The sequence below is a fragment of the Nocardia altamirensis NBRC 108246 genome (assembly GCF_001612685.1).
GTDB classification, from domain to species: Bacteria; Actinomycetota; Actinomycetes; order Mycobacteriales; family Mycobacteriaceae; genus Nocardia; species Nocardia altamirensis.
Genome location: NZ_BDAY01000005.1, coordinates 121,306 through 146,512, shown reverse-complemented (window position 1 = coordinate 146,512; position 25,207 = coordinate 121,306). Strand labels below are relative to the sequence as shown.

Annotated in this window: 22 protein-coding genes; 4 read left to right on the top strand and 18 right to left on the bottom strand. The window is 66.8% G+C overall.

What is annotated here, in order from left to right; genetic code table 11:
* Positions 1 to 119 precede the first annotated feature (119 nt).
* The 13 genes from NA11_RS02730 to NA11_RS02680 all read right to left on the bottom strand — a co-directional run bounded on the left by NA11_RS02730 (position 120) and on the right by NA11_RS02680 (position 10,286).
* Positions 120 to 413 (bottom strand): hypothetical protein, encoded by a 294-nt coding sequence (locus NA11_RS02730; protein ID WP_069160081.1) that lies wholly within the window; start codon positions 411 to 413, stop codon positions 120 to 122.
* A gap of 2 nt (positions 414 to 415) precedes the next feature.
* Positions 416 to 790 carry a hypothetical protein gene (locus tag NA11_RS02725; RefSeq protein WP_069160080.1) on the bottom strand — a complete coding sequence of 125 codons (375 nt, stop codon included), beginning with the start codon at positions 788 to 790 and terminating at the stop codon, positions 416 to 418.
* Positions 790 to 1,212: a hypothetical protein gene (locus NA11_RS02720; protein ID WP_069160079.1), complete on the bottom strand. Its 423-nt coding sequence runs from the start codon at positions 1,210 to 1,212 to the stop codon at positions 790 to 792. The genes NA11_RS02725 and NA11_RS02720 overlap by 1 nt, the downstream gene beginning before the upstream one ends.
* 12 nt (positions 1,213 to 1,224) lie before the next feature.
* The gene (locus NA11_RS02715) at positions 1,225 to 1,581 is read right to left on the bottom strand and encodes a hypothetical protein (protein WP_069160078.1); all 357 of its coding nucleotides are present in this window, start codon (positions 1,579 to 1,581) and stop codon (positions 1,225 to 1,227) included.
* A 3-nt stretch (positions 1,582 to 1,584) separates the two neighbouring features.
* Complete coding sequence (locus tag NA11_RS02710; RefSeq protein ID WP_084653996.1) at positions 1,585 to 1,920, bottom strand: hypothetical protein; 336 nt, start codon at positions 1,918 to 1,920, stop codon at positions 1,585 to 1,587.
* Positions 1,921 to 1,932: 12 nt separating this feature from the next.
* Positions 1,933 to 3,471: a phage major capsid protein gene (locus NA11_RS02705; protein WP_069160076.1), complete on the bottom strand. Its 1,539-nt coding sequence runs from the start codon at positions 3,469 to 3,471 to the stop codon at positions 1,933 to 1,935.
* Positions 3,468 to 3,614 (bottom strand): hypothetical protein, encoded by a 147-nt coding sequence (locus tag NA11_RS45445; protein ID WP_167837539.1) that lies wholly within the window; start codon positions 3,612 to 3,614, stop codon positions 3,468 to 3,470. The genes NA11_RS02705 and NA11_RS45445 overlap by 4 nt, the downstream gene beginning before the upstream one ends.
* Positions 3,611 to 4,768, bottom strand: coding sequence for a phage portal protein (locus NA11_RS02700; RefSeq protein WP_069160075.1), 1,158 nt, complete (start codon positions 4,766 to 4,768; stop codon positions 3,611 to 3,613). The genes NA11_RS45445 and NA11_RS02700 overlap by 4 nt, the downstream gene beginning before the upstream one ends.
* Positions 4,769 to 4,981: 213 nt before the next feature.
* Positions 4,982 to 6,406 carry a terminase large subunit domain-containing protein gene (locus NA11_RS02695; protein WP_218023225.1) on the bottom strand — a complete coding sequence of 475 codons (1,425 nt, stop codon included), beginning with the start codon at positions 6,404 to 6,406 and terminating at the stop codon, positions 4,982 to 4,984.
* Positions 6,339 to 6,704 (bottom strand): hypothetical protein, encoded by a 366-nt coding sequence (locus NA11_RS02690; RefSeq protein ID WP_069160073.1) that lies wholly within the window; start codon positions 6,702 to 6,704, stop codon positions 6,339 to 6,341. Before NA11_RS02690 ends, NA11_RS02695 begins: the two co-directional genes overlap by 68 nt.
* Before the next feature lie 463 nt (positions 6,705 to 7,167).
* A complete protein-coding gene (locus NA11_RS43710; protein WP_084653994.1) occupies positions 7,168 to 7,431 on the bottom strand; it encodes an HNH endonuclease in 264 nt (87 codons plus the stop codon).
* 882 nt (positions 7,432 to 8,313) lie between these two features.
* Entirely contained in the window at positions 8,314 to 8,532 is a 219-nt protein-coding gene (locus NA11_RS44600; protein WP_141717358.1) for an XRE family transcriptional regulator, read from the bottom strand.
* A gap of 128 nt (positions 8,533 to 8,660) precedes the next feature.
* Positions 8,661 to 10,286, bottom strand: a complete 1,626-nt coding sequence (locus NA11_RS02680) for a recombinase family protein (protein ID WP_084653992.1) — start codon at positions 10,284 to 10,286, stop codon at positions 8,661 to 8,663.
* A 69-nt stretch (positions 10,287 to 10,355) separates the two neighbouring features.
* Here NA11_RS02680 and NA11_RS02675 point away from each other — a divergent pair, with 69 nt between their 5' ends.
* Positions 10,356 to 13,034, top strand: coding sequence for a bifunctional acetate--CoA ligase family protein/GNAT family N-acetyltransferase (locus NA11_RS02675; RefSeq protein ID WP_141717357.1), 2,679 nt, complete (start codon positions 10,356 to 10,358; stop codon positions 13,032 to 13,034).
* 2,634 nt (positions 13,035 to 15,668) lie between these two features.
* Here NA11_RS02675 and NA11_RS02670 read toward each other — a convergent pair.
* From NA11_RS02670 to NA11_RS02660, 3 genes are all read right to left on the bottom strand, one after another.
* Positions 15,669 to 16,637: a sigma-70 family RNA polymerase sigma factor gene (locus tag NA11_RS02670; protein WP_014986732.1), complete on the bottom strand. Its 969-nt coding sequence runs from the start codon at positions 16,635 to 16,637 to the stop codon at positions 15,669 to 15,671.
* A gap of 192 nt (positions 16,638 to 16,829) precedes the next feature.
* Positions 16,830 to 18,347: a DUF7782 domain-containing protein gene (locus NA11_RS02665; RefSeq protein WP_069160071.1), complete on the bottom strand. Its 1,518-nt coding sequence runs from the start codon at positions 18,345 to 18,347 to the stop codon at positions 16,830 to 16,832.
* A 495-nt stretch (positions 18,348 to 18,842) separates the two neighbouring features.
* Positions 18,843 to 19,583: a VOC family protein gene (locus NA11_RS02660; protein WP_069160204.1), complete on the bottom strand. Its 741-nt coding sequence runs from the start codon at positions 19,581 to 19,583 to the stop codon at positions 18,843 to 18,845.
* A gap of 150 nt (positions 19,584 to 19,733) precedes the next feature.
* Here NA11_RS02660 and NA11_RS02655 point away from each other — a divergent pair, with 150 nt between their 5' ends.
* On the top strand, positions 19,734 to 21,029 hold the full coding sequence (locus NA11_RS02655) for an MFS transporter (protein ID WP_069160070.1): 1,296 nt from the start codon (positions 19,734 to 19,736) through the stop codon (positions 21,027 to 21,029).
* A 21-nt stretch (positions 21,030 to 21,050) separates the two neighbouring features.
* Here NA11_RS02655 and NA11_RS02650 read toward each other — a convergent pair whose 3' ends face one another.
* Complete coding sequence (locus NA11_RS02650; RefSeq protein WP_069160203.1) at positions 21,051 to 21,404, bottom strand: DUF3099 domain-containing protein; 354 nt, start codon at positions 21,402 to 21,404, stop codon at positions 21,051 to 21,053.
* Between the two features lie 307 nt (positions 21,405 to 21,711).
* Between NA11_RS02650 and NA11_RS02640 the strand changes: the two genes are divergently transcribed.
* Entirely contained in the window at positions 21,712 to 21,957 is a 246-nt protein-coding gene (locus NA11_RS02640) for a DUF3039 domain-containing protein (protein ID WP_167837548.1), read from the top strand.
* Here the strand turns inward: NA11_RS02640 and NA11_RS02635 are convergent.
* Positions 21,930 to 23,114 (bottom strand): YihY/virulence factor BrkB family protein, encoded by a 1,185-nt coding sequence (locus NA11_RS02635; protein ID WP_439957037.1) that lies wholly within the window; start codon positions 23,112 to 23,114, stop codon positions 21,930 to 21,932. The two genes, NA11_RS02640 and NA11_RS02635, sit on opposite strands and share 28 nt — an antisense overlap.
* A 260-nt stretch (positions 23,115 to 23,374) precedes the next feature.
* Between NA11_RS02635 and NA11_RS02630 the strand changes: the two genes are divergently transcribed.
* Positions 23,375 to 25,063, top strand: coding sequence for a DEAD/DEAH box helicase (locus NA11_RS02630; protein ID WP_069160201.1), 1,689 nt, complete (start codon positions 23,375 to 23,377; stop codon positions 25,061 to 25,063).
* The last annotated feature ends 144 nt before the right edge of the window (positions 25,064 to 25,207 follow it).

The following is a 25,207-nucleotide window of genomic DNA, read 5'->3' as shown; positions in this document are numbered from 1 at the left end:
TCCTTCTCTGGCTCGTTCGGCCGACTCTTCGAGCACGGCTATGGCGGTGGCGATGATCTCGTCTGGCTCCGTAAGCCATTGCGACGGCATGGTTTTCGTGGCAATGGCGAGTTCGACTATCAGTCGTTCGACGGAGCCGGGTTCGTAGGGTCCACCACGTGTTGTCCTGCCTCCGACACAGCGGCGGCGGCGGTGACGAACTCGTCCCAACTGCCGGGGAACAACCCGAGTCGGCGCAGCGCGGCGTAGCCGAGAAAGTTGAGGAACGTCAGCGGGTCGTCTTGGGGGGTGTCCCAGTTGTGGGTGCGCCGCGTGCGGGCGTAGGCCATCTGGTCGGCCACGGTGGTTTCGATGCCGTGGTGTTCGGTGCCGTCGAGCATCGCGATATCGACAACAATCCTGGATACAGCCATTTCTAGAGTCCTTTGACTTGGTCTAGTAGTTCGTCGCGGTGGCGGGCATACAGCCCCACCCACCCCGGTTCGCTCTGTTGCGCGGCACGGGCCACGAACGGATCAGCGGCGATGGCGCGGGCGGGCCAGCCCCAATGGATCGGGCCCGCGTACGGGGTGGTGTTGTCGCCGACGCGCACCATCCCGCCGCGTCGGGTACCCGATACCCGCACGGTGCCGACGAGTCGGCCGCTGCGGTGCGGTGCCAGCGAGCGGGCCCGCACCGCCACCATCGCGGCGGCGGCCCGGTGCACCTGACGTAGCTCGTCCATACCCGCCGCAGCGCGGCGCAGCGTGGCCTCGAGCCGTGCCGCGCCCTGCACGTGTACCGAGGGCATTACGGGGTGGGAGTCGGGTCGTAGGGAGTGGGTTGCCCGACCAGCGACCATTCCACCTCAGCGGTCGGCCTGGTCTTGACTTCCCCACCGATCGACAACGGGTCGACAGTCAATGTCCCCTGAAATCCTCTGTCCAGCAACGTGTTCGGCACGAACTTGAACGGCTGCTGTTCACCCGCGTGGGTCAGTGACCATTCGTTGATGCCGCCCGTGGACAGGTCTTGCACGATGGTCGCGTTGAGCGTCCAGCTGTAGGTGATCTCACCGGGCACCACATCACCACAGAGCGTGCGTAAATCGTCCTCCTTGTCCTTGTCGGGCTTGAGCACGGCACTGGTGATCTGGCACGAAATATCGATCAGGGTGCCGGTCGCTCCCAGGGTGAGCGTGCCGGGGCCCATCTTGAAGGATCTAGCGGGCATAGGTGTTGTCTCCTAACAGGTTTCGATGTCGAGGGTGAGACGGAACGCAGGCAAGGGCCCGCCACCGCCGGGCAAGGTGACACGCTCGGACAGCGAGGTATCCCCATCCGGTTCCAACACGGTCAACGCCTTGGTGAGCATCCCGGACAGCGCCCAGAGAGCTTGGGCTGCACCGGTATCCGGGGCGATCAGGTACACGTCGGCGGTGACCGTGCCGCCACCGCCGAGTAGGTCATGGGCGATGGATCGGCCGGTGACCCACGCGCACGGAGGGTTGAGGTCGCGCGGGTCGACTCCTGCCCGCACGCCAGCCCTACGGAGCGCGGCAACGACACCGCCGAGTACTGCGGTGATATCGAGCTCAGTCATCGGTTAGCCCACCGCCGGACGCGCATAGCTACCCAATCCCAAAAGGATGGCCAGGTCAGGGTCGTTGCGCTGCACGTAGATCGGACCCAGCTCCCCGAAACTTTCGACTCCGGCGGGGCTGTTGCGACGACGGAACAATCGTGCGGCCAACATCACCGCGCCCTGGCGTTTGGACTCGGGCCACAGTTGCGGCGGTATCGGTGCCGAAAACCACTGGACCATAAGTGAATTCACGGCGTTGACGACCGTCGTCACGTCCGCGTCGTCACTGGGATCGGCAAGGCGTAGATAGGTTTTCACCGCCGCTTCGGTCGCTGGCGTCTGCATCGGGGTAGTCACGGCCCAGGGCTCCTATGCCGTCGGCGCAGTGATGGTGACCTTGGCGATGCCCTTGGCGCTGTGCAGCAGTCCGGCCCAGTAGCCGAACAAAGCGCCGTCGCGGCCGCCGCGTGCGATGTCGACGGTTTCCACCCGGATCGGTGAGCCCGCCAGTTCGTAGAACGTCGCGGCGGGACGTGCGCCTACGACAACCGTTCCCGCAGGCACGAATTCGCTGTCGACGAAGTTTCGGGGATCGATGCCGAGTAGTTCGAGGTAGGCGGGCAAGTTGTCACGCGTGACATCGATCAGCGCCTCGAGGTCGGTCGGGCTGACCAGCACGTAGGACGCGCGGGTGCGCGCTTGGAGTTTCAGGAACGTCTTGCCCTTGGCCACCGCCTTCAACAAACTCGGCGCGCTACCGGCCGCCGTCGCCGAGCTCATGACGAAACTTGCTGCGCGCTGGTCGGATTCATACGCATACGACTCGGCCATAGCCCGGAAATACGACGCGATGAACGCCTGATCATTGAAATCGAAAAACTTCCTATCGAGGTCGTGTGCCCCGGCAAGCCGTTTGGCCTCCACCGCAACGGTTTCGGTCACGGCCGGACCCGAAGGGACCTCGGTCTTGTCGCCCGCGTAATCCTTCACCACCGGGCGGGTCTTCCACCGCCATCCGGTGACCTTCCAATGGGTGAGTACGTCGGGGTTGAGCAACGGGACTACGGCCCGTTCGTAGGCGACACCGGACCACACCTCCCCAACCCATCCGTCGGGGCTGACCCACGGGTTGGCCGAGCGGGTGATATCGACCAGCGCGGCCGACAGGGTGGCATCGCCGTGACGGGCAGCGTGCAGGGTGTCGCACACCTGCGCCCAGGACATCGGGCGTGGCTGGGTGCGTGCGGCGTGCAACCCGTACGGTGCGGCGGCGGTGGCCGACAGGGCAGGTTCGGTGCCGGCATACCGGGCAGGCGATTCGGCCGGCAGTGCCCCGGCGGTCGAATCCACGGTGACCCTGTCGGCGGGGAAATCGGTGGCAGGTGCGTTCATGGTGGGTTCCTTCGTTGCGAGAGTGGGGGTTTCATCAGGTCCGGGGCGGGCGGCCTGCACGCTGTGCACGCGAGCATCGGCGAACGCGGGGATGGCGACCAGCGCGACGGCTTCGAGGACGGCGGAGACGACGCGCGATCCGTCCGGGGACAGCTGCACCGCCGAGAGTTCGACCGACAGGGCGTCGCGGATGCCTTCGGCGGCATCGGAGAGCGCTAGATCACCGTCGGCGCCAGAGCCGACACGGAACGTCAGCGCGAGCCCGGTGGGGGTGTCGGTGGCGGCGCTGACGTAGCCGACCGGGGTCCCGGAGCCGTCGGGGTTGCGGTGGTCGCGGTACAGCTTGACCCAGCGCAGATCAGCGGGAATCGTGACCGCGCCCGCCTCCACCGTGACCGGACCGCGATCGGTACGCCCCACCACGCCATACGGGAGCGCCAGCCCGGTAATCACCCGCCGCGCCGCGTCGGCGGACAGGTCAGCGACCTTGGCCAGGGTGCACAGTGTTTGGCTCACTGGGTGCCCTCCTGGTCGTGCCGATCGGGGGTGTCAGCGGCGGCCAGTACCTGCACGATCCACGACAGCACCACCACCACCGCACCGACCGCCACTAGGGCCGTGGACGCTATAACGAGGGCCAGCACGCTCAGCCACATCACGACCGCACTCCCGCCGAAGCAGTGGCAGGGGTGGCAGAACCCGGAGCCGGGGTAGGAGCACCGGGAGCAGCCGGGGCGGATCGGGCGGGGCCTGGTCCGCCGTCGTCGGGTACCTGCACGCGTGTCGTGGGCCCGACGAAATCCTCTGCATCAAAGGCGATCCGGCAACCGCGCGGGATCATGTCGTCCATGCCCAGGCGTGCGGAGATCGCCGACATGTACGGGGCCAACCCGTAATCCACGAGCTCGATATTTCTGCTCTGGGTGGTCTCATAGGTCAGCGACGCCGTGGGCCCGGTCGCATCGATCGAAGCGGCCGGAATTCCGGCGGCACGCGCGATATCGACGGCCGCCGCGTTGCGGCCCTCGATCAACAGATGCCCGTCCGGTGCGCCGTGCTCACGGAGCTCGATAGCGCTGTTGGTGTAGGCGACGCCACCGTTCGCGCCACGCCGAGCAGCCGCCCAATCAGCGACCAGCGCATTAATTTGCTCGCGCGTCATCGGCGCATCAGTGGTCTGGTGTAGTTCCAGGTTCGCGGCGGGGGTGTCGGCAACCTTGTCAGCAGCCCGAATGAGTTTGGAGGCGTGGCGGATCGCACGCTGACCGAACCACAGCACACCCTCGTCCACGCCAGGGATCAGGCATACATCGGCGTCGGCGGCCAGTTCCCCGTCCACCACGATCCGCCCAGCGGTATCGAATTCCCAACGCTCCCAAGCAATCCTGCCAGCTTCGATCACCAGACCCGAACTGTCACGCGTCAGTGCCCACAACGACCACCCGTAGAACAGGAGATCATCCACCGTCCACAGCATCCGGTGAAACGGCGACACGGGGCCGTCGGTGCGGTCCAACCACAACGGCTGGGAGGTGAGCAGGACATCAGCGCGATAGGCGCGCAACGGCATTCGCGCGATAGACCCGACGATGATGCGCCGGGCCCGTGCCATCGCGGGCACGCTCATAGCCTCGAGGCGCGTCATCGGCAAGACGTTGTCCAGCCCCACCAAATCGGGCCACACCACGTCGTTCAGGTGGTTCGGGTAGCGGGAGAACGGAGAGGAAACCTGGTACGTATTCGGCGAATTACGCGCTGCTGCTGCGAGATCGGGCAGCGAGCGAATCGCTTTGAGTGAGGACAGGACTCCCATGCATACGATCTTGCGGAGATCTGCGACTCTGGCGAAACGACGCGACACGGGCCGCGTCGGCGGCGCGCTTCACGGCGCGCCCGTCGTCGCCGTGTCCTGCGTGTGCATGAGCAAGCGCGGCTCGCGCGTTCTGGGCGTGTGAGTCGCCAGCGAAGCGCCACCCGCACTCACACACCGACAACACCATGTGCGCGGTCGCATCGGTACGGATCTTCATCCGAACACGCTCACCGGAACAGCCGCCGGGGGCGGTTGATGCTCCAAGGCGTACACCGCCAACGCGGCAGCCTCCAGGCTGGCGATCGATCCCGGCGCACGGCGCGAGAGCGCGACCGCGTCGCCGACCGGGCGCAACGCGGCAATCTCGGCGGCGGCCGAGAACGCCGGATCGGCACGGAACCGCAGCCGGATCGGCCCGCCGTCGCGCGGGTTTAACCGGTCCAGGAGGTTCCCGGCGGCGGCGGTGATGTCACGGGTAACGATCGGCATCAACTCCACCCCCAGACGCGCCAGCTCATCGGCCAGGGTGACCGAAGGTCCGGCCCGGTCCACCGCTAGCCCGTGGTGGAGGTGGGTAGCGGCCAGCTGACGCAACCGGGGTGCCGCCCACGCGGTTCCGGGGCGGCATTCGATCAACTCCACCACCGGTAGCCCGTCGACGTGCGCGGCGGCCACGATGGCGGTTTCGCTGCGATCGATCGCCACCGCTGCCCCGAACGCCGGGCGCACATCGGCCGGGAACGGCTCCCTGGTCTGGGCTTCCTCCCAGCGCGGAAACAACCGTTCCCCGGCACCGGTGCGCCGGTTGCCGTAGGCGCGCGCGAACTCACCGGGCTTGTCGCCCAACTGATCTCGCGCCCGCCGCAGAGCATCCATATCGATGGTGTGCCCGTAGGCGGGATGACAGCCTGCCACCACGTCGAGGTCTAGCGGGTCGGCGTCCTCGGGTATCGACCACTCGAAATACGCCATGCCGGGATCGCGGTCGCGGCCACGGTCCGAAAGCGCGTGGAACCAAGTGGAATTCGCAGTTCCCATGGTCGACAAGACGATCGTCTGAGCACCGGGGCGGGTGGCCTGTGTCGGCACGATCGCTTGCATGAGCGCCGCGCCCTGGGCGTCATCGAAGGTCCACGATTCGTCAATGTTGTTCAGGTCGGACTGTTTTCCGTGCAACGCGTCGATAGTCGGAGGGTGTGGACGCAACTCCGACCCAGTAGCGAAGATCATCCGGCTATCTCCGGCACCCCATTTGACCGTGACCAGCGGTTCGAGCGGTGAACGCAACAACCGGCCCGCCATCTCCCGCCATTGATCGCGTGCGTCCTGCCCGGTCTGGGCGGTATGCCAGGCACGCTGATTCGGCCGAAACAGGCAGCGGTGCACCGCATTCGACAACACGAGCGTGGTCTTTCCGGACTGGCGCGGCACCGAGATAACGACCAGCGAATGCACGAAACGCCCTCGCTCGTCCACCTCCAAAGCGACATCGGCGACTTGGCGTTGCCACGGCATGAGTGGTTGCCCCAGTGCCGCACTGACTTTCGCGACAGCAGGGCCGAACGTCGCCCTACTCGGGTCGCGGGGTGTCGCGTACCGGGGCGGTGGTGTCGGCGGTAGCGGGGGTGGCGAGGTCACGCAGCAACTCCTCGAGCGTGTCTGTTTGGGCGGCGGCCCGCGTCGCCGGAGTCATCCGCAACTCCTTGAGCGCGTCCAGCACCGGGCCGAGAAGTTTGCTGGGGCCGTAGGGTTTGTTCTGGGATTCGAACGAGTCCAGCGCCCAAGCGCCGGACCGGATCAGCGTCAGCGCCGCTTCGTCGGCATCACACAGCGCCTGATCGCGGCGCGCTGCATCGATCGCCACCTGAACGGCCTTGGCGTGCCGCCCCGGTTCGGTCCGCACCACCACATCGGTGGCGGGCAACTCGGTGAACATCGAATCTTGGCCTTGCTCAGGTGATTTCGAGTGTCGTCGTGGCATTGGTCATGGTTCCTTCACTGTCGGTTCTGCTACCCCTCCGGGGTAGGTGTTCCTACCCCCATGGGGTAGGCGTCCTTGGGAAAAAAGACAACCCGGCGCGGGGCGTCCACGTGAACGCGCGTCAAAAGATCTGGTCAGCCGTGCCGCTGCGACGCGGCCCGCGTCGGCGGGCCACACGTCCGGACATCCTTGCCCGGCGACGTGGTGGGCGTAGAGGGCTACACCCTGGGCGCGAGTGAGCAGCAGTTCGCCACCTGACAGCACGGTTGCGGAGTTGTCGTCATACACCCGCACGCGGCCTTGCTCGCACGGCCACACGTCCAGGGGCAGCAGTCGCGCACTGGTGCGGGTCAACCGCCATGCCAGTGGTGCGCCACAGCCACGGCAGTAGGTTTCGGTATCGAGTTCCATTGCCGCACTACCACTCTCGAGATGGGGCCGATGTAGTGGCCTGGTACCGGCGGGTGGCGTACCACTCGTGCAACCACATGTCCCCACGTGAGCTGTTGCAGGACTTGTGCGCCGGGCGCAAGTTCTCCAGCGCATCCGTGCCCCCCTTGCTGCGGGGGATGACGTGGTCGGCGGTGGTCGCGCCGCGCCGCCCGCACAGATGACAGGTGCTGCCGTAGGTAGCCAGGCACAACAACCGCAATGCCTGCGCCCGGCGGCCCGACCAACTCACGAACTCACCGCCGGGACGGGTGGGTCCAGGGCAACCGGCGGCGGGCCCAGGTGAGCAGACGGCGGGCCGGGACGGGACGGGACTACAACGATCCGGCCCCGTTCCACGATCCGATCAGCCGGGGCCAGTAGATCGGGGCGGGCCATGTTCGGTGCTGGCGTCAGGTCAGGAGGTGGATTCAGTAGATGGTCAGTGCTCATGTTTTGGCTCATTTCCGTTGTGGTGCATAGACATTCAGGTGATGGTTAGAGATCAAGCCTTGCCGGGTAGCCTCCCAGCGCTTGCCTCCCAGTTTTTCCGCTCACCGCCTGCTACCCCAGCGCCGATAGCCCCGCGTCCATTGGGACGCAAGGCTTTTCGTTATGTCCCACCCCTCACTGGGGGATCAATCCAAGGGGGTGAGCCGTACGCCGGTTCGCACGGAATTAGTCGAGTGAGCACACACCGGGGGCGGTCGGTTTACGGCGGACCCGCCTAATAGCGCCGTCGAACGGGGGTCAGCCTGCTGCGGCATCACCCCATCGGGTGGTGGGTGCCCATCCGCTACCGGCGTCGGCCGGTAGCGGCGAGAAGTCGGGATCGTTGCGGCAGTCCACGCAGCGCCATACCGCGCCCGTGGGCAGTCGCGGAACACGCGTGTCCGGGTGATACGGACGCAGGCACACAGGACAACGTGGGAGCGGAGCGGTACGGGTAACCCGCCGGGGTGTCATGGCTTCGCTGCGCGTGAGCGACGCCGAGGCGCAGGCGCGCCGAGTAACGCGGCCACCTTGGCGATAGTCTCTGGATCGCGCACGACGAGCGGAACCCCGTGGCGGGCACAGCTTTTGGCCAACCACGCTCGGTAAACGTCCTCGTCGCACGGAAGAGGGGGCAGCCCGCTCATTTCGACTCCACAGGAAAGAGGTCGACGAGATGGCAATCCACTACCGCAGCGATCCGGCCGAGGTCGTGGACCGTGAACGAGCCGTGCGCGGCAAGCAGGCCGCGCAGGTCAGCCGCCGCAAGCCCGGAACGCGCGGCCAGGTCCTCGGGACACAATCCCGCCTCGGACATGGCGCGCCGCACCCGCTCGGAAACCAACCGATCTATCTGCTCCATACGGAGCACTGTAAGGTCCGTTCGGACCTGTTGCAACTCGGTATGGACCTCTGAGAGTGAAGTCTGCTAGCTGGAAACGAGAAGGGGCCGACCCGAAAGCTTCGGGTCGGCCCTCTTGAGGTGGTGCGTTAGTATCGCCAGGCCGGGTCGACGCGATCGACGTCGAGTGAGCGCGCACCCGACTTGCCGGGCAGGATCACCGCATGCTCAAGCACTGCCTTGATGATCGACTGCCGCCGGTCGATGCTCAGGTCAGGCCACTCCTTGCGCAGGGCCTCACCACGGCCGATGAGCTCGGCAATCTCGCTCGTCTCCGTGGCCTGCGCTATTTTGCGTCGGTTGCCGTCCAGCCGCGACTCGATCCCATCGCGCAGAATAAGCCACTCCGCCATGGTGATCCGGCGCGCCTTCTTCATGTGCGCCAACTGCTCGAGTTCGGCCTTATCCTCATCCACTTGCCGGGACAACTCCGCCAAACTCGTATCCGCTTCGACCTTTCCGGCGACAGCGTCGGCCAGCTCCACCGAATCCAGCCGATCCAATACGGCATTGGCCAACAAGTTCTCCACCGGTTCGGCAACAACCGTCAGTCGACCGCATCCGTCGTAATCCGGGCCGGATTTGCACACATACCGGCGCACACTCTTGAGGCGATTATCTTTGCCCTTGACGTATTTGATTTTGGAGTACAAACGACTCTCGCATCGTCCGCACCGCAGTCGAGCCGCCAGCACATAGCGCTGCGGCGCGCGGGTGTTGCTGTGTTTGTTGCCCTCAATCTTCGCAAGCAACTTTTCCCGATCCTGGGGCGTGATGATTGCGTCCCATGTCGCCGCGCGAACGATTTCTCCTTGATACGCGCAAAGTCCCGCGTTTCGTGGCGAGGTCAGAATTTGTTTCACTGTCGCGGACCGCCACCGTGCCCCGGTGACCGTGGTTGCCCCACTCTCGGTCAACCATTGCGCGATAGAACGCCAGGACTCTCCGGCCAGGGACCGGCGCGTGCCCTTACGAATGAAATCGGCCTCTTCAGGAATCATCGTCACCTTGTCGGCCTCCCACCCGTACGCGCGGGTGCCCCCCATATTGGGTTCACCCATTCGCGCCCGCTGCTCGTACTTCTCGCGGAGTTTTTTCGCTTTCAGGCGTGAATCCTTCTCGGCGAATGCGGCTTTGATCGTAGCCATGATCTGGCCGTCCATGTCGTGCAAATCGGTCGGCGCACCACTGGTGCCAACCAGATAGCGACAATTCGATACCCGACACAGTTGCTCGAACGCAATGTAATCGGCGCGGTCACGTTGCAGACGGTCCTGATCCTGCATGATGACCGCGTGCACATCCCCAGCTGCGATATCTTCCAATAGCCGATCGTATTCGGGACGCGCCTTCTTCCGTCGTCCCTTGGCGTCACGGGAGGCGGTTATCGAATTGTCACAGTATATTTCGCCGATTCCCCACCTCAGATTTTCGGCGGTGCGCACACCCATCACGAGCTGGCGTTTCACACCCCAGGCTTGGCCGTTGGTCGCGTCGTCGCGGGCGACCCCTGCGCTGGTGCGGGCGGTGTCTTTGGACATGCGGAGCATGACTGCGGCGGAGGCGATATCGCCGCTGGGTTCGATCGGGTACGCCGCGACTATCGCGCGGGCACGGTCGAGGAACGCCGACAGTTCGGCATCGGTGGTGATCCGGTCACCCTCGATAGCCTCAATCGCTTCGGATAGTCGGGTCGGTGTCGCTGTTGCGCCCATCGTGTCGGGCCTCCTCCATATAGGTAGGCTGAATCCCCATGTCAGCCTATGTAACAAGAGGTGATACTAGTGAATAGTCACCCCGTCGACACTCCGGACACCCCCGCTGTGCCGCCGCCCCCGCCGCAGCACTGGTTCGCCGACATACTCGCCTCCGACGGCGGTGTGGTCCGGCTGCGACCGATCACGCCTGATGACGCGGAATCGTTGCAGGAGTTCCACGCCGCGCTGTCCGACCGCACCCGGTATCTGCGCTATTTCGGTCCCTACCCGCGGATCTCGCCGAAGGACCAGTACCGGACGACGCACGTCGACTATCACGACCGGGTCGGTCTGGTGCTGGTGCTCGGGACCGCGATCGTCGCGGTGGGCCGGTACGAACTCCTCGACCGAGTCGGGCCGCGCTCGGCGGAGGTCGCCTTCGTGGTGGCCGACGAGCATCAGGGGCGCGGGCTCGGCTCGATCCTGCTGGAGCACTTGGCCGGTGCCGCCGCCGAGAACAAGATCGATACCTTTGTCGCCGAGGTGCTGGCCGAGAACACCACGATGGTGACGGTCTTCCGGGACGCCGGCTATCAGGTGGAGCGCAGCAGGGACGGGTCGGTGCTGCATCTGGAATTCGCCATCGACCCCACCGAAGCCCTGCTGTCGGTGCGGGATTCGCGGGAGCGCGCCTCGGAGGCGCGCAGCGTGGGCAATCTGCTCACGCCGCGCTCCGTTGCGGTGATCGGCGCGACGCCGAGCGCGGGCCGGGTGGGCGGCGCGGTGCTGAACAACCTGCTGTCCGGGGTGTTTCAGGGCCCGGTGTTCCCGGTGAACCCGAATCGGCGGTCGGTGCGTGGGGTGCGGGCCTACGCGACAGTGCGGGAGATCCCGGACGAGGTCGACCTCGCGGTGGTCGCGGTGCCGCCCGGCGCGATCGCCTCGGTGCTCGACGACTGTATGGCCAAGGGCGTCAAGGGACTTGTCGTGCTCACGGCTGGGTTCGACGCGACCGGCATCGGCGGCGGGACCGCCGAACGGGAATTGGTTGCCGCCGCCCGAGGGCACGGGATGCGAGTGGTCGGGCCGAGCGCCCTGGGCATCGCGAACACCGACCCGGCGGTGGCGCTCAACGCGACGTTGGCCTCGGTGCTGCCCGGCCGGGGGCGGATCGGATTCTTCTGTCAGTCCGGGCCGTTGGGCGCGGCGATCCTCGGCGAGGCAGCCGCGCGGAATCTGGGGTTGTCGACGTTCGTCTCGGCGGGCGACCGTGCCGATGTGTCCGGCAACGATCTACTCCAGTACTGGGACACCGACCCGGATACCGAGGTGGTGTTGCTCTACCTGGAGAGCTTCGGTAATCCGCGCAAGTTCTCCCGGATCGCGCGTCGAGTGGCCAGGACCAAGCCGATCGTCGCGGTGAGCAGCGGACGGCACGCCACCGACCCGAGCAACGACATGGACCGCTCGATCGTGCGAGACCTGTTCGCGCAGGCGGGGATCGTGCAGGTCGACTCCATCTCGGAACTGTTCGACTGCGCCGCGTTGCTCGGCTACCAGCCGCTGCCAGGCGGTTCCCGGCTGTCCGTGGTCGGCAACAGTGCGGCGCTGAACTGGCTGGCCGTCGACGCGGCGCGAGCGGAGGGGCTGGCGGTCGGCGACCCGGTGAACCTGGGGCCGCAGGCGACGCCAGGCGACTACCTCGACGCGACCGTGGCGGCCTTGCGGTCGGATGACATCGACTCGGTCATCGTGGTTTTCGCACCGCCGGTGCCGCTGCCGATGGCGGGTTTCGCGGATGCCATCCGGTCCGCCGCCGCTGCTGTCCCCGAGGTCGACAAGCCGATCTTGACGACATTCATTGCCGAGCAAGGCATTCCGAACCTGCTCGCGGTTCGCGGTATTGGCGCGAGCGCTGTGCGCGGGTCGATCCCGTCGTATCCCGATCCGGAGCGGGCCGCGCGGGCACTGGCCAGGGTTCGACGCTATGCGGAGTGGCGGACCAGGCCGGTATCGCCGGTGCGGCGCCCGGACGGGATCGACACCGAACGCGCCCGGCGGTTGGTGGGGGAGTGGATGGCCGGTTCGGCGGGCGGCCGCAGGCTCACCGATCTGGAAACCGTCGACCTGCTCGACTGTTACGGCATTTCGGTGGTCGAGTTCCGGGAGGTGCGCAACGCCGACGAGGCCGTCGCGGCCGCCGAGGAACTCGGCTATCCGGTGGCGGCGAAGGCGACCGGCGAAATGTGGCGTCGCCGACCGGACCTCACCGGTGTGCGACTGGATCTGTGGCGTCCGGAGGCGGTGCGTCAGGGGTATGCGGACCTGGCCGAACTGTGCGGTGACCCGGTGCTGCACATCCAGAAGATGGCGACCAAGGGCGTCGGCTGTGTGCTGCGCGTCCAAGACGACCCGTCGTTCGGCTCGGTCATCGAGTTCGGACTCTCCGGCCTGATCATCGAACTTCTCGGCGACCGCGCCTACCGCGCCCTCCCGCTCACCGCCGACGAAGCAACCGCCCTCATCGACGCGCCCCGCGCCGCCCCACTCCTATCTGGCACCCCGGCCAGTCCCGCGGTCGACAAAGCAGCGCTTGCCGAACTGGCCCAACGCATCTCGGCTCTCTTCGACGACCTCCCACAAATGCGCGAACTCTCCTTCGACCCCGTCCTGGTCTCCACCAACTCCGCCGAAATCCTCTACGCCCGAGGTCGAATCGGCCCCGAACCGAGCCGCTTCGACACCGGCCCCCGCCGCCTCGGCTGAGGTCGGTGTGGTGGACCGGGCGGAGGTCGTAGTCGTGGACGTGCTGATTGCGCTCGACGGTGAGCTGGGCTCGGTCCAGTCGAGTTTGCGGCGCGAATCCGGTAGTCGCGCCGCCCAACCATTTCCGACTGGCCGCCTGCTGAGCTTCGTTGACGGGAGTCTAATGGTTGCTGATCCGCGTTGAGCGGAGTCTTATGGTTGCAACACGCCCTGCGACACGCACCATTTCTCTCCCGTCAACTTCCCAAGATCACTTCCCGATCTTTGGACCGGATCGAAGACGCTGTCTCGCATACTTTTCGAGTTCCCCGCACAGCGAATCACCGACGAAATCGTGTGTGGGAGGGCAGAAGGTGTGCAGGTTCAGAGGTTACACGATCGATGAATCGGATCCGCACTCGTTCTGTGGATACGCACTGGTTCTGGGCGTCCAGAAGGGGTGCGGATCCACAGTTAGAGTGCGGATTTCGGCGTTCGGGCGGCGCTGGCCGCGGTTGTCGGTCACGGGGGTGCCCGCGATCCCGGTATGTGGGGTCGTAGGGGGTGGTTGCGCGCCGAGTGGGAACTGGTGGCGGGGGCTACTCGGGCGATGCCGCCACCAGTTCCCAGTGATCAACCGACCAGCTCGGGAACCGGTGCTGATCCCCAGTTGGGGTGCGGATTTCGGCGTTGCGCCGGGGCTGGCCGCGGTTGTCGGTCTCAGGGGCCGCCGGTGATCCCGGTATGTGGGATGGAGGAGGGTGGTTTCGTGCCGAGTGGGAACTGGTGGCGGGGGCTTCTCGGGCGATGCCGCCACCAGTGCCCGGTGATCAACCGACCAACTGCAGAACCGGTGCGGATCCACGGAAGGGGGTTCTAGATTGACGGTCAATGCATTGAATGTTGGAGTTTGACAACGCTTCCCGTCGCTCGCGCTTCCTGCCCTGGCGCTTCTTGATGTGCGCGGCACGCTCGTGCTGTCACTTCTCGATGTGCACAGCACGTTCTCGGCGTACACAGCACGCTCGTCCTGCATGGTGAAGCGTGCGGCACGAGCGGAATTCGTACGTCCGGCAGGGAACGCGGGTCGCATACGGATTACGCCGACCGGGTCGCGCAAGCCCCGGAGGGGGCGGGGCGCGCGGGCACCGGCCGGCGTGGCAGGTGACCCCGAGGGTCACCGGGTCAGACGCCAGACTGGCCTCAGGGTTGTGGTCCGGCGTCGCGTGCCGGAGTTACCCGGCACGAAGTTGCTCAATCACTTGGTTTGGTCGATCAGCCGGCGTGGCAGGTGAGCCGAAGGTCGCCCGGTCAGACGCCGGACTGGCCTCGGGGTTGTGGTCTGGCGTCGTGTGCCGGAGTTACCCGGCACGAAGTTGCGCAATCCCCTGGTGTGGTCGATGACCTGGCCTGCTCGAGCACTTGGCTTGGGCGACCGGCCGGCGTGGCAGGTGAGCCGAGGGCCATCGGGTCAGACGCCAGGCTGGCCTCGGGTCGTGGTCTGGCGTCGTGTGCCGGAGTTACCCGGCACGGAGTTGCTCAATCACCTGGCCTGGTCGACGACCTGGTGTGGTCGATCACCTGGCCTGCTCGAGCACCTGGCTTGGTCGATCAGCCGGCGTGGCAGGTGAGCCGAGGGGCGCCCGGTCAGACGCCGGACTGGCCTCGGGGTTGTGGTCTGGCGTCGTGTGCCGGAGCTACCCGGCACGAAGTGGCTCAATCACCTGGCCTGGTCAATCGCCCGGCCTGGTCGACGACCTGGCCTGGTCGATCGCCTGGTGTGGTCGATCACCTGGCCTGCTCGAGCACTTGGCTTGGGCGACCGGCCGGCGCGGCGGGTGACCCCGAGGGTCATCTGGTCAGACGCCAGGCTGGCCTCGGGTTGTGGTCTGGCGTCGTGTGCCGGAGCTGCCCGGCACGGAGTTGCTCAATCACCCGGTGCGGTCGATCACCTGACCTGCTCAATCAGCTGGCCTGTTCGAGCCTTTGGCGTGGTCGACCAGCCGGCGTGGCAGGTGGCCCCCCGAGGGGCACCGGGTCAGACGCCGGACTGGCCTCGGGTTGTGGTCTGGCGTCGTGTGCCGGAGCTGCCCGGCACGGAGTTGCGCAATCACCTGGCCTGGTCGACGACCTGACCTGCTCAATCAGCTGGCCTGTTCGAGCCTTTGGCGTGGTCGACCAGCCGCGTGGCAGGTGACCCCGAGGGGCACCGGGTCAGACGCCGGACTGGCCTCGGGTTGTGGTCTGGCGTCGCGTGCCGGAGCTGCCCGGCACAGAGTTGCTCAATCACCTGGCCTGCTCAAGCACTTGGTTTGGTCGACCAGCCGCGTGGCAGGTGACCCCGAGGGGCACCCGGTCAGACGCCGGACTGACTTCGGGGTTGTGGTCCGGCGTCGCGTGCCGGAGTTACCCGGCACAGAGTCGCTCAATCACCCGGCGTGGTCGATCGGCTGGTGTGCTCAGTCAGCTGGTGTGGTCGATCCGCCTGGCCCGGTTGATTTGCCTGGCGTGGTCAATGACCTGGCCTGGTCGATCCACCTGGCCCGGTTGATCCACCTGACATGGTCGATCACCTGTCTTGCTCGATCCACCTGACGCGCTCCATCGCCCGGCCTGGTCGATCAGCTGGCGTCGTCGATCACCCGACGCAGTCGATCAGCTGGCGTAGGCGCGGAGACGGTCGGCCCGCTCGCCCTTGCGCAGCTTGGACATGACCTCGCGCTCGATCTGGCGGACGCGCTCGCGGGAGAGCCCGAAGAGCTTGCCGATCTGGTCGAGGGTGCGTGGCTGGCCGTCGTCGAGGCCGAAGCGCAGGCGGATGACCTGCTGTTCGCGCTCGTCGAGGGTGGCGAGCACGCTGCGCACGTCGTGGTGCAGCAGGCCTGCGATGACGGCGGACTCGGCGGAGGTGGCTTCGGAGTCTTCGATGAAGTCGCCGAGCGGTGCCTCTTCGTCGTTGCCGACCGGCATGTCCAGGCTTACCGGGTCGCGGCTGTGGTCGAGCAGATCGGAGATCTTGTCGACCGGGATGCCGGACTCGTTGGCCAGTTCCGCGTCGGTGGCTTCGCGGCCGAGTTGCTGATGCAGTTCCCGCTTGATCCTGGCCAGCTTGTTCACCTGTTCGACCAGGTGGACTGGCAGCCGGATGGTGCGGCTCTGATCAGCCATGCCACGGGTGATGGCCTGACGGATCCACCAGGTGGCGTAGGTGGAGAACTTGAAGCCCTTGGCGTAGTCGAACTTCTCCATAGCGCGGATCAGACCCAGGTTGCCTTCCTGGATGAGGTCGAGCAGCGGCATGCCGCGGCCGGTGTAGCGCTTGGCGAGCGAGACGACGAGGCGGAGGTTGGCTTCCAGCAGGTGCGACCGGGCGGCCTGGCCTTCGCGAACGATGAGGGCCAGATCACGCTTGCGGGTGGCCGACAATCGTTTGCCGGTCTCCAGCAGGTGCTGGGCGTAGAGGCCCGCCTCGATACGCTTGGCCAGCTCGACCTCGTCGGCAGCCGTGAGCAGCGCGGTACGGCCGATTCCGTTCAGGTACACGCGTACCAAGTCGGCTGCGGGGCTCTGGGCGTCGAGGTCCTGATCGCTGGTGCGCACACGAGTGGTGGCGGGGCTTGTCATGACTTGCCTCCTGTCGGTGGTGTCTCACTCCGAACAACGGACCCGACAGGGTAAAAGTTCCCCGCCACGGCTCAGATAAACCGCTCTGACGTGCGGTTTTCATCACTCTCGTCTGAGAAGTTCCTGAGAAGCGCCGTGCCATGGAACCGACCCTGTCCGATGCTCTGCACCGACCTACCCGCGATTGCCCAACTACACCGGCCGCACCAACCCGTGCTGCACCAGTCCGGCCACCACGGCCAACGCATCGGCCGCGAACTCCGTGGTCACTTCATCAGATCCGTAGGCAACCGCCAGCAGTTCGATCAGCTCGTATAACGGGAGGCCATCCGCGCGCATTCCCGCAAGCAGAGAGATAGTTGTCTCGTCCACCTCGTGCTGCCAGCGCGGTCCGTCGCCACGATGTAGCCGGGCCACTCGCTCAGTCCAGCCGTCAGGGCCGGGCAGCGCGACGCGTTCCAGGGCGGTGGCCGGATCGACCACGAAACGTGAAGTCCAAGCCAGCTTTTCGTCGCGCGCGACGGCGCGCAACCAGGCCGAGCGTTCGAAATAGCGGCTCGCCTCGTCGCCGAGCGGATCGTCGAAGCCGTGCGTGAGGTCCTCAGCGAGCAGTTCGGTCGGGCCGTCGATGGCGCGCAGGTAGACGAAGCCGAAGCCGATGCCATCGACGTCGGCCGCGGTGAAGGCGTCGAGCCACTGTTCGGCGCGTGCCTGGGCGGCGGGATCGCGCGGGTCGAGGCCGGCGTCGCGCAACCAGGTGCCGACATAGAGCGCGGGATCGGCGACGTCGCGTTGCACCACCCAGGCATCCACCCCGTCCGTCGGCAGCCAGGACGACACGCGATGCCGCCAGTCCTCGCCGTCGACGTGCACCCAGGCCGCCAGCATCGCGGCCGTGCCGCCCGGCGCGAGGAGGTCCGCCGCCTGCCCGATCACCAATTCGCTCGCGCCGTCGAGGGCGAGCCCGGAATCACGGTAGGTGTGCTCGATCCTGGCCGGGCCGACGACGAACGGCGGATTGGCGACCACCTGATCGAAGCGACGTCCGGCCACCGGCTCGAACCAGGAGCCCTCGACGAGTTCGATATCGAGCCCGTTGAGCGCGGCGGTGGCTTCGGCGAGCCACAGCGCCCTCGGATTCACGTCGGTCGCGGTCACCTGGTTCGCATAGGAAGCGGCGTGGACGGCCTGGACGCCGCAGCCCGTGCCGAGATCGAGTACGGACCCGACCGGGCGGGTCGGGGTGGCGCGCAAGAGGGACAGGGAGGCATGGCCGACGCCGAGCACGTGCTCTTCGGTCAAGGTGCGCCTGCGCATCGAATCGTCGAGATCGGACAGGATCCAGCGGGTGCCTGCCCCGGCGTCCAGCGGGCGCAGATCGAGGGCGGCGCGGACCAAGTCGCCGTCGCGTTCCAACAGTCCAGCGGCGATCGCACGGTCGATGCGCACCGGCGCGAGGGCGGCCGCGACGTCCCCTTCGGGCAGCGCGTCCCCGAGCAACAGCAACCGGATCAGGGTGCCGAGCTCGCCCGCGGTCCTGGCCATCCGCCGCACCGGCACCGGCTCCGAGCGGCCGAGCGCCGCGTGCACATCCGCGCCGAGAACCTCGAGCAGGTTGTCGGCGTCATAGCCGACCCGTGTCAGCGCAGCCCGCAGTTCCGGGCACAGCGCGGTGAGCAGCGATCCGGTCGTCGTCGATGTCGTAGGCACATCGGTACTCTGCCACCGCAACCAATCAGCACCCGCCGGGTGTCGGCGTCACGCGGTCAGGACCTGTGTCGAAGCCTCAGCTTGCGCCTCCAGGCTGGATCGCCTGGCCGCGTTCTCGTTGTCGCCGATACATCCCCGGCATCGGCGGTGTCACCGTCGCGCGGTCAGTGCTTGTGTCGAAGGCCCGCTGGCGCCCCTGGGGTCGGATCGCAGTCGGGCTGTGTTGTCGTCCTCGCCGATACAACCTAGGCATCGGCTCCTTCTCGGCATCGCCGCCATTGCACCGACGCTGAGCCGATCCCATCCGGTGCGCTCAGTCCAAAGCTGCTGTGCCCACGCCCATTCTCGACGTCCACATACCGTGTCTACTGTTCACAGGCGCTGCAACCTCTGTGAACAGTGCTGAGTCTCTGTGGATGCACCCGCCGCCGACTCTGGGACGCGGACTGCTGCGCTTCCGCTCCGGTGTCGTTGGTGTTGAACGGTATTGGATGGTCAGTTGGGGGTTGGGGTGCGGCTGGTTAGGCAGTAGGGGGCGTCGGCGGGGTCGCTCATGACGATCCAGTGTTCGTGGCGGTCGACGATGGTGGCGCCGAGGGATTCGTGCCAGAGAGCGGAGGCGTCGATGTCGGCGGCGGCGATGTCGATGTGTGCGCTGGTGGGGCGGTCCTCGCCGAGCCGTTGCAGCAGCAGGTGGATGGGGAGTGGCTCGGTGGACTTCAGGCGGGCGAACTCGGGCAGCCTGGCCTGGTGGAAGGGCCAACCGGTCAACGACTTCCAGAAATCTGTCTCGGTGGCGTAGTCGGTGGGGCCGATGTCGAGGCAGACTTGGTCGAGGCGGGTGAGTGTGCCGTCGGGGGCGGCCACCGCGGGCGCCGGGGTGCTGGTGGCGCGGCCGCTCGGGGTGAAGCAGAAGGTTTGGCCGCCGGGGGAGCGCAGCACCGCGTAGTCGGGGTGGTTGGCAACGAGTTCGGCGCCGAGGTCGAGTGCGGTGCGCACAGCGGTGGGGATGTCGTCGACGTCGAGGTCGAGGTGCACGCCGCCGAGGCCGGTGACGGCCTGCATCTTCACGCCTGCGGCGGCGAAGAGCGCGGGATCGGGGAGGAGCGTGAGGAATTCGTCGTTCTCGCCGCGGCGCGCGGACAGTTCGGTTCCGGTGACCGTCGACCAGAACTTGGCGCAGTCGTCGAATCGCTGTGTGGGGCGGTCCAGGAACGCCCACATCCACCGAATCATGTTCACTCCTGTCGTGTTCCCGGGGACACCCTAGGGAATGCCTCGCGCGCTGTCGAGAATATTCGCGTGTCGCGCGGGTTGGCACGATACTGACGCTTTGTGGCATTCCGGCCACTCGTTGGCGAAGCAAATTTCCGGCACGCTCGTCGGGTGACAGAACTGCAGACGCCGGCAGGGGCGAAGAGCGTGACGCCTGGCGGCCGTGTGCATCCCGCGTGGATCGTTGCCGGGGTCGGCTTCGTCGCGCTGCTCGGGGCCGCCGCGTTCCGTTCGGTGCCGAGTGTGTTGATGGATCCGCTGCACGCGGAGTTCGGGTGGTCGCACGGCACGATCGGTGCGGCTGTTTCGCTGAATCTGTTGTTGTACGGGCTGATTTCGCCGTTCGCCGCGGCGCTGATGGACCGGTTCGGGATCCGCAAGGTGGTGGCGTGCGCGCTGCTGCTTGTCGCGGCGGGCAGTGGACTCACCGTGTTCATGACGCAGCCGTGGCAGCTGATGACGACCTGGGGTCTGCTGGTCGGCGTTGGCGTCGGCTCGATGTCGATGCCCTTCGTGGCGACCATCACCGGACGGTGGTTCGTGGCGCAGCGCGGGTTGGTCACCGGAATACTCACCGCGGCAGGCGCGACCGGTCAGCTGGTGTTCCTGCCGCTGGTGTCGATGCTCGCGCACGCGCACGGGTGGCGGCTGCCGTCGCTGATCGTCGCCGGAGCGGCGCTGGCCGTTGTGCCGTTGGTGCTGCTGTTTATTCGGGATTTTCCGAGCGATGTCGGTGTGCTGGCCTATGGCGCGGAGCAGGGGAGTGTTGTCGGCGTGCGCACGTCGGCGGGTGCCGGTGCGTCCCGCGCGGTGACGGTACTGGCGAAGATCGCGCGTACCCCCGGATTCTGGCTGCTGGCAGGAGGTTTCGCGGTGTGCGGCGCCTCGACCAACGGTCTGGTCGGCACCCATTTCGTCAGCGCCGCACATGATCACGGCATGCCGCCGACCGCTGCGGCAAGTCTGCTCGCCGTCGTCGGCATCTTCGATGTGGCGGGCACCATCGCTTCCGGATGGCTGACCGACCGCGTTGATCCGCGATTCCTGTTGATCGGCTACTACACGCTGCGCGGACTGTCGCTGCTGATTCTGCCGTCGCTGCTCGGGCCGCACACCCAGCCGAGCCTGTGGGTGTTCATCATCTTCTACGGCCTGGACTGGGTGGCCACCGTGCCGCCGACCGTCATGCTCTGTCGCGAACTGTTCGGCAACGACGGCCCGGTCGCGTTCGGCTGGGTCTTCGCCTCCCACCAGATCGGTTCGGCGGTCGCGGCCACCGGCGCTGGCGTAATCCGCGATGTCCAAGGCAATTACGACCTCGCCTGGTACCTGGCGGGTGCGCTCTGCGGCATCGCCGCGGTGATGTCGGCGTTCATCCGTCGCATGACGCTGGCCCAAACCTATTGAGCCACAACGGACGAGCGACGATCAGCTGTCGATGGCCTTGTGCGGCCGGGATTCGAGGGCGGGGCGCGGCTCGTCCCAGCGGCTCGGTTCGTCTTTGCGGCGCGGCGGACGGTCGTTGGCGATGAGGACGGCGATCCACGGCAGCGGGATGGAGACCGCGATGATGAGGATCGACAGCAGGGCACTGCCGAAGGAGCTGTAGGCGATCGCCGCCAGCACGAGGCAGGGGATGCGGAACGCCATGATGATCGTGTACCGGCGGACCCGGGAACGGTGCTGGTCCTCGAGCGACGGCTGGGCCTCGGTGATCAACACCGGATGCTTGTCATCGGAGCCGGGGAAGTAGCCGGACGATTTGGGGGAAGCGGGCGGCATCGTCACGTCCGGGCCCTCGCCACGGCCGATGTCGTCGGCGTTGGAGGAGTCGCCGTGCTGCTGCATAAGGTCGAGTCTTCCATTGTCGGAGCGCCAGTGCACACAGGGTGGTCAGACGTCCACCGGTGCGGCCGAGGCGCGCACGCTGTGGTCTGCGCGATAGACCCGCAGGCACCGTAGGCGGATGGTCAGACGTCCGCGGACCGTGTGCCAGGGTGATGTCTGGGCGCGCACGCTGTGGTCGGTGCGACAGACCCGCGGGCAGGTGATCACACCGATACCGCTTCCGGGACGCCGATGCGGCATCATGGAACGGGTGAGCACCGACACCATGGTTCGCCCGGATTCGACCACCGATGAGTCGACGAGCGATGACACCCCCAAGTTCTTCCACTACGTCAAGAAGGACCGGATCGCGGAGAGCGCCGTCATGGGCACTCATGTGGTCGCGCTGTGCGGTGAGGTCTTTCCGGTGACGCGGTCCCCGAAGCCCGGCTCTCCGGTGTGCCCGGATTGCAAGAAGATCTACGACGGGCTGAAAAAGGGCGACTGAGGTGGCTGCGGCGTCTGTGCGGGCGCCGCGCCTGAACGGGTGTCGACCGCCGACGGCGGGGACGCCTCCGCCGTCTCGTCGGCTGCTGTCTTCGGCTCGTCCTCGTCGGTCGAGTCACCGCTCAGCTGATTGCTGAGCCACTCCTTCACCTGCTCCATCCTGGTCGCCCGCGCCGGCCAGAATTCCTGCACCGCGGCGTTGAATTCCGCGCCGAGCACGACCGCGAAACCGAGAAAATACGTGAACAGCAGGAACGCGATCGGCGTCGCCAGCGCGCCGTAACTCACGCCGGTCTTCGTGATCCACGACAGGTATTGCCGCAGCCCTTCGCTGGCCGCCATGAAGAACACCGCGGCCACGAGCGCACCGAGGAACAGCCGGTGCCACGGCAGCGAAGTGTGCAGCGCCAGCTTGTACAGCGTCGTCAGCACGACGATCAGCAGCAGCCCGACACCCGGGTAGTAGAAGAAGTCCAGCAGTTGCATCCCGGTCGCCTTCCACGGGTCCGGCAGCACCCGCCCGATCAGCGCCGGCCCGAGCGCAACCAGCGGCAGGATGAACACCGAGGCCACCAGGAACGCCACATACAGCAGCAGCGCGAAGATGCGCTGCCACACCGGGTGTCGCGCGTCCTGCTGGTCGTGTGCTTCCACGATCGCGTCGACGAACGTCGCCATCGCCGACGACCCGGCCCACAGCGACAGCACGAAACCGAACGACACCACTGCGCCGCGTCCGCGCCCGAGCACGTCCTTGACGGTCGGCTCGATCAGATCCGTCACCACGGTCGAGCTGAACAGGTCCTTGCTGAACGAGATGATCTTGGATTCGACGATGTCAACGGTGTCCGGCCCGAACCACCCGCCGACGTAACCGAGACTGCCGAGCACCCCGAGCAGCAGCGGCGCCAGCGACAGCGTTTGCCAGAACGCCGCGGCCGCCGACTTAGCGAAGATCGAGTCGTCCCAGGCCTTCACGGCGACGCGCACCACCAGCCGAACGCTCTGCCTGCGGATACGCCGCAACCACAGCAGCACCCGCTGCGCCCACGTCAGCCTGCGCGCGGCGAGTCCACCGCTGAGCGACGGTAAGTCGGGCGGCGGCGGGGCGCTCGGCAGGGTGTTCTCGTCGTTCATCGTGACTACAGCATTGCTCACGGACAGCTACCGCACTGGATTCCGGGGGCGACGTGTCGTCGGGCAACACGTGAATTACGGCGAGTCGCCGAGTGAACATGTGACGCCTATCGCCAACGCCGCGTCGGTTTGGCAACACGCCGGTGCGGCCAAGTATGGTCGTCAGAGTGACTGGGTCGGGTGGCGCCGCTGTGGCGGGACAAGCGGAGACACCGGGCGATTCGGTAACACCCGATGCCTCGGGGAGACCGAACAGCTCCGGTTCATCGAGCAGCGGAACGCTGCGAGCCTGGCAGCGTCGGGCACTGACCAAATACCTCGCGTCGAAGCCGCGCGACTTCCTCGCGGTGGCTACACCGGGCGCCGGTAAGACCACGTTCGCGCTGCGGGTCGCTGCTGAATTGCTCGCCGACCGCACCGTCGACCAGATCACCGTCGTCGCCCCCACTGAACACCTCAAGCATCAGTGGGCACAGTCCGCGGCCCGTTCGGGCATCCAGCTGGACTCGCGGTTCTCCAACGCGACCGGCGGCACCTCCGGCGATTATCACGGCGTCGTCGTCACCTACGCTCAGGTCGCCTCGCATCCGTCCCGGCATCGCGTGCGCACCGAAAACCGCAGGACCCTGGTCATTCTCGACGAGATCCACCATGCGGGCGACGCGAAGAGCTGGGGCGAGGCGACCGCGGACGCGTTCGGCGACGCGACCCGCCGCCTCGCGTTGACCGGCACGCCGTTCCGTAGCGACGACAGCCAGATCCCGTTCATCACCTACGAACCCGACGAGTCCGGCTTCCCGCGCTCGCGCGCCGACCACGCGTACGGCTACTCCGAGGCGCTCGCCGACGGTGTCGTCCGGCCCGTGGTGTTCCTTGCCTACTCCGGTGAGGCGCACTGGCGCGACAGCGCGGGTGAGGAGCACACCGCCCGCCTCGGCGAGCCGCTCAACGCCGAACAGACCGCGCGTGCCTGGCGCACCGCGCTCGACCCGGCAGGCGACTGGATCTCCGCCGTGTTGCGCGCCGCCGACATGCGGCTGCGCCAGCTGCGCACCACCGGCATGCCGGACGCGGGCGGTCTGGTGATCGCCACCGACCAGGACCGGGCCCGCGACTACGCCGAACTGCTGGAACACATTTCGGGCGAGAAGCCCGCGCTGGTGTTGTCCGATGATCCGAGCTCCTCGGACCGGATCGGCGAATTCGCGGCGAGCAACCAGCCGTGGATGGTCGCGGTGCGCATGGTGTCCGAAGGCGTCGACGTGCCGCGTCTCGCGGTCGGGGTCTATGCGACCAGTGCCTCGACCCCGCTGTACTTCGCGCAGGCCATCGGCCGGTTCGTGCGTGCGCGGCGAGCCGGCGAGACCGCCAGCGTGTTCCTGCCGTCGGTGCCGGTGCTGCTCGATCTGGCCGCGCAGTTGGAGTTGCAGCGCGACCACGTGATCGGCAAGGCGCACCGGGAGAAGGACGGGCTCGACGACGAGCTGCTGATCGACGCGAACAAGCAGCAGGACGAGCCGGGCGAAGAGGAGAAGTCCTTCGTCGCGCTGGCCGCCGACGCCGAGCTCGATCAGGTGATCTACGACGGATCTTCCTTCGGCACCGCCACTTTCGCCGGCAGTGACGAGGAGGCCGACTATCTCGGGATTCCCGGGTTGCTCGATGCCGATCAGATGCGTGCGTTGCTGCGGGAACGGCAGTCGCGTCAGATCGCCGATCGCGGGGAGGCGGCGGCCGCCCCCGATCCCGGCCCGCAGGTTGCCAGCGCGGTCGAGCGGGTCGCGACCGCCGATCGCCTCGGCGAGCTACGGCGTGAGCTCAACAGCTTGGTCGCCATGCATCATCACCGGACCAACAAGCCACACGGCGTGATCCACGGTGAACTGCGGCGCGAATGCGGCGGCCCGCCAACAGCTTTGGCCTCGGCCGACCAGCTGGTCGAGCGCATCGCCGCGCTGCGTCGGATGTAGAACTCTGCGCTGGCGGTATGAGGCGTCGGACGCGGACGGACCTGGCGCACAGCGCGCTCTCACGCTGCGCAGGCACTGTCCAGCGCAAGTGGGGCCTGGCGCGAGGTGAGATCTGTTCCGGGACAGGGCAATGCCCAGCGCGGG

What these genes read in the sequence shown, in the direction of transcription:
- NA11_RS02690 (WP_069160073.1), bottom strand. Translation starts at nt 6,704, where the DNA reads ATGTTCACCGAGTTGCCCGCCACCGATGTGGTGGTGCGGACCGAACCG.
- NA11_RS02660 (WP_069160204.1), bottom strand. Translation starts at nt 19,583, where the DNA reads ATGATTCGGTGGATGTGGGCGTTCCTGGACCGCCCCACACAGCGATTC.
- NA11_RS02670 (WP_014986732.1), bottom strand. Translation starts at nt 16,637, where the DNA reads ATGACAAGCCCCGCCACCACTCGTGTGCGCACCAGCGATCAGGACCTC.
- NA11_RS02720 (WP_069160079.1), bottom strand. Translation starts at nt 1,212, where the DNA reads ATGCCCGCTAGATCCTTCAAGATGGGCCCCGGCACGCTCACCCTGGGA.
- NA11_RS02715 (WP_069160078.1), bottom strand. Translation starts at nt 1,581, where the DNA reads ATGACTGAGCTCGATATCACCGCAGTACTCGGCGGTGTCGTTGCCGCG.
- NA11_RS02725 (WP_069160080.1), bottom strand. Translation starts at nt 790, where the DNA reads ATGCCCTCGGTACACGTGCAGGGCGCGGCACGGCTCGAGGCCACGCTG.
- NA11_RS02640 (WP_167837548.1), top strand. Translation starts at nt 21,712, where the DNA reads ATGGAACGGGTGAGCACCGACACCATGGTTCGCCCGGATTCGACCACC.
- NA11_RS02680 (WP_084653992.1), bottom strand. Translation starts at nt 10,286, where the DNA reads ATGGGCGCAACAGCGACACCGACCCGACTATCCGAAGCGATTGAGGCT.
- NA11_RS44600 (WP_141717358.1), bottom strand. Translation starts at nt 8,532, where the DNA reads ATGGAGCAGATAGATCGGTTGGTTTCCGAGCGGGTGCGGCGCGCCATG.
- NA11_RS02730 (WP_069160081.1), bottom strand. Translation starts at nt 413, where the DNA reads ATGGCTGTATCCAGGATTGTTGTCGATATCGCGATGCTCGACGGCACC.
- NA11_RS02700 (WP_069160075.1), bottom strand. Translation starts at nt 4,768, where the DNA reads ATGGGAGTCCTGTCCTCACTCAAAGCGATTCGCTCGCTGCCCGATCTC.
- NA11_RS02650 (WP_069160203.1), bottom strand. Translation starts at nt 21,404, where the DNA reads ATGCCGCCCGCTTCCCCCAAATCGTCCGGCTACTTCCCCGGCTCCGAT.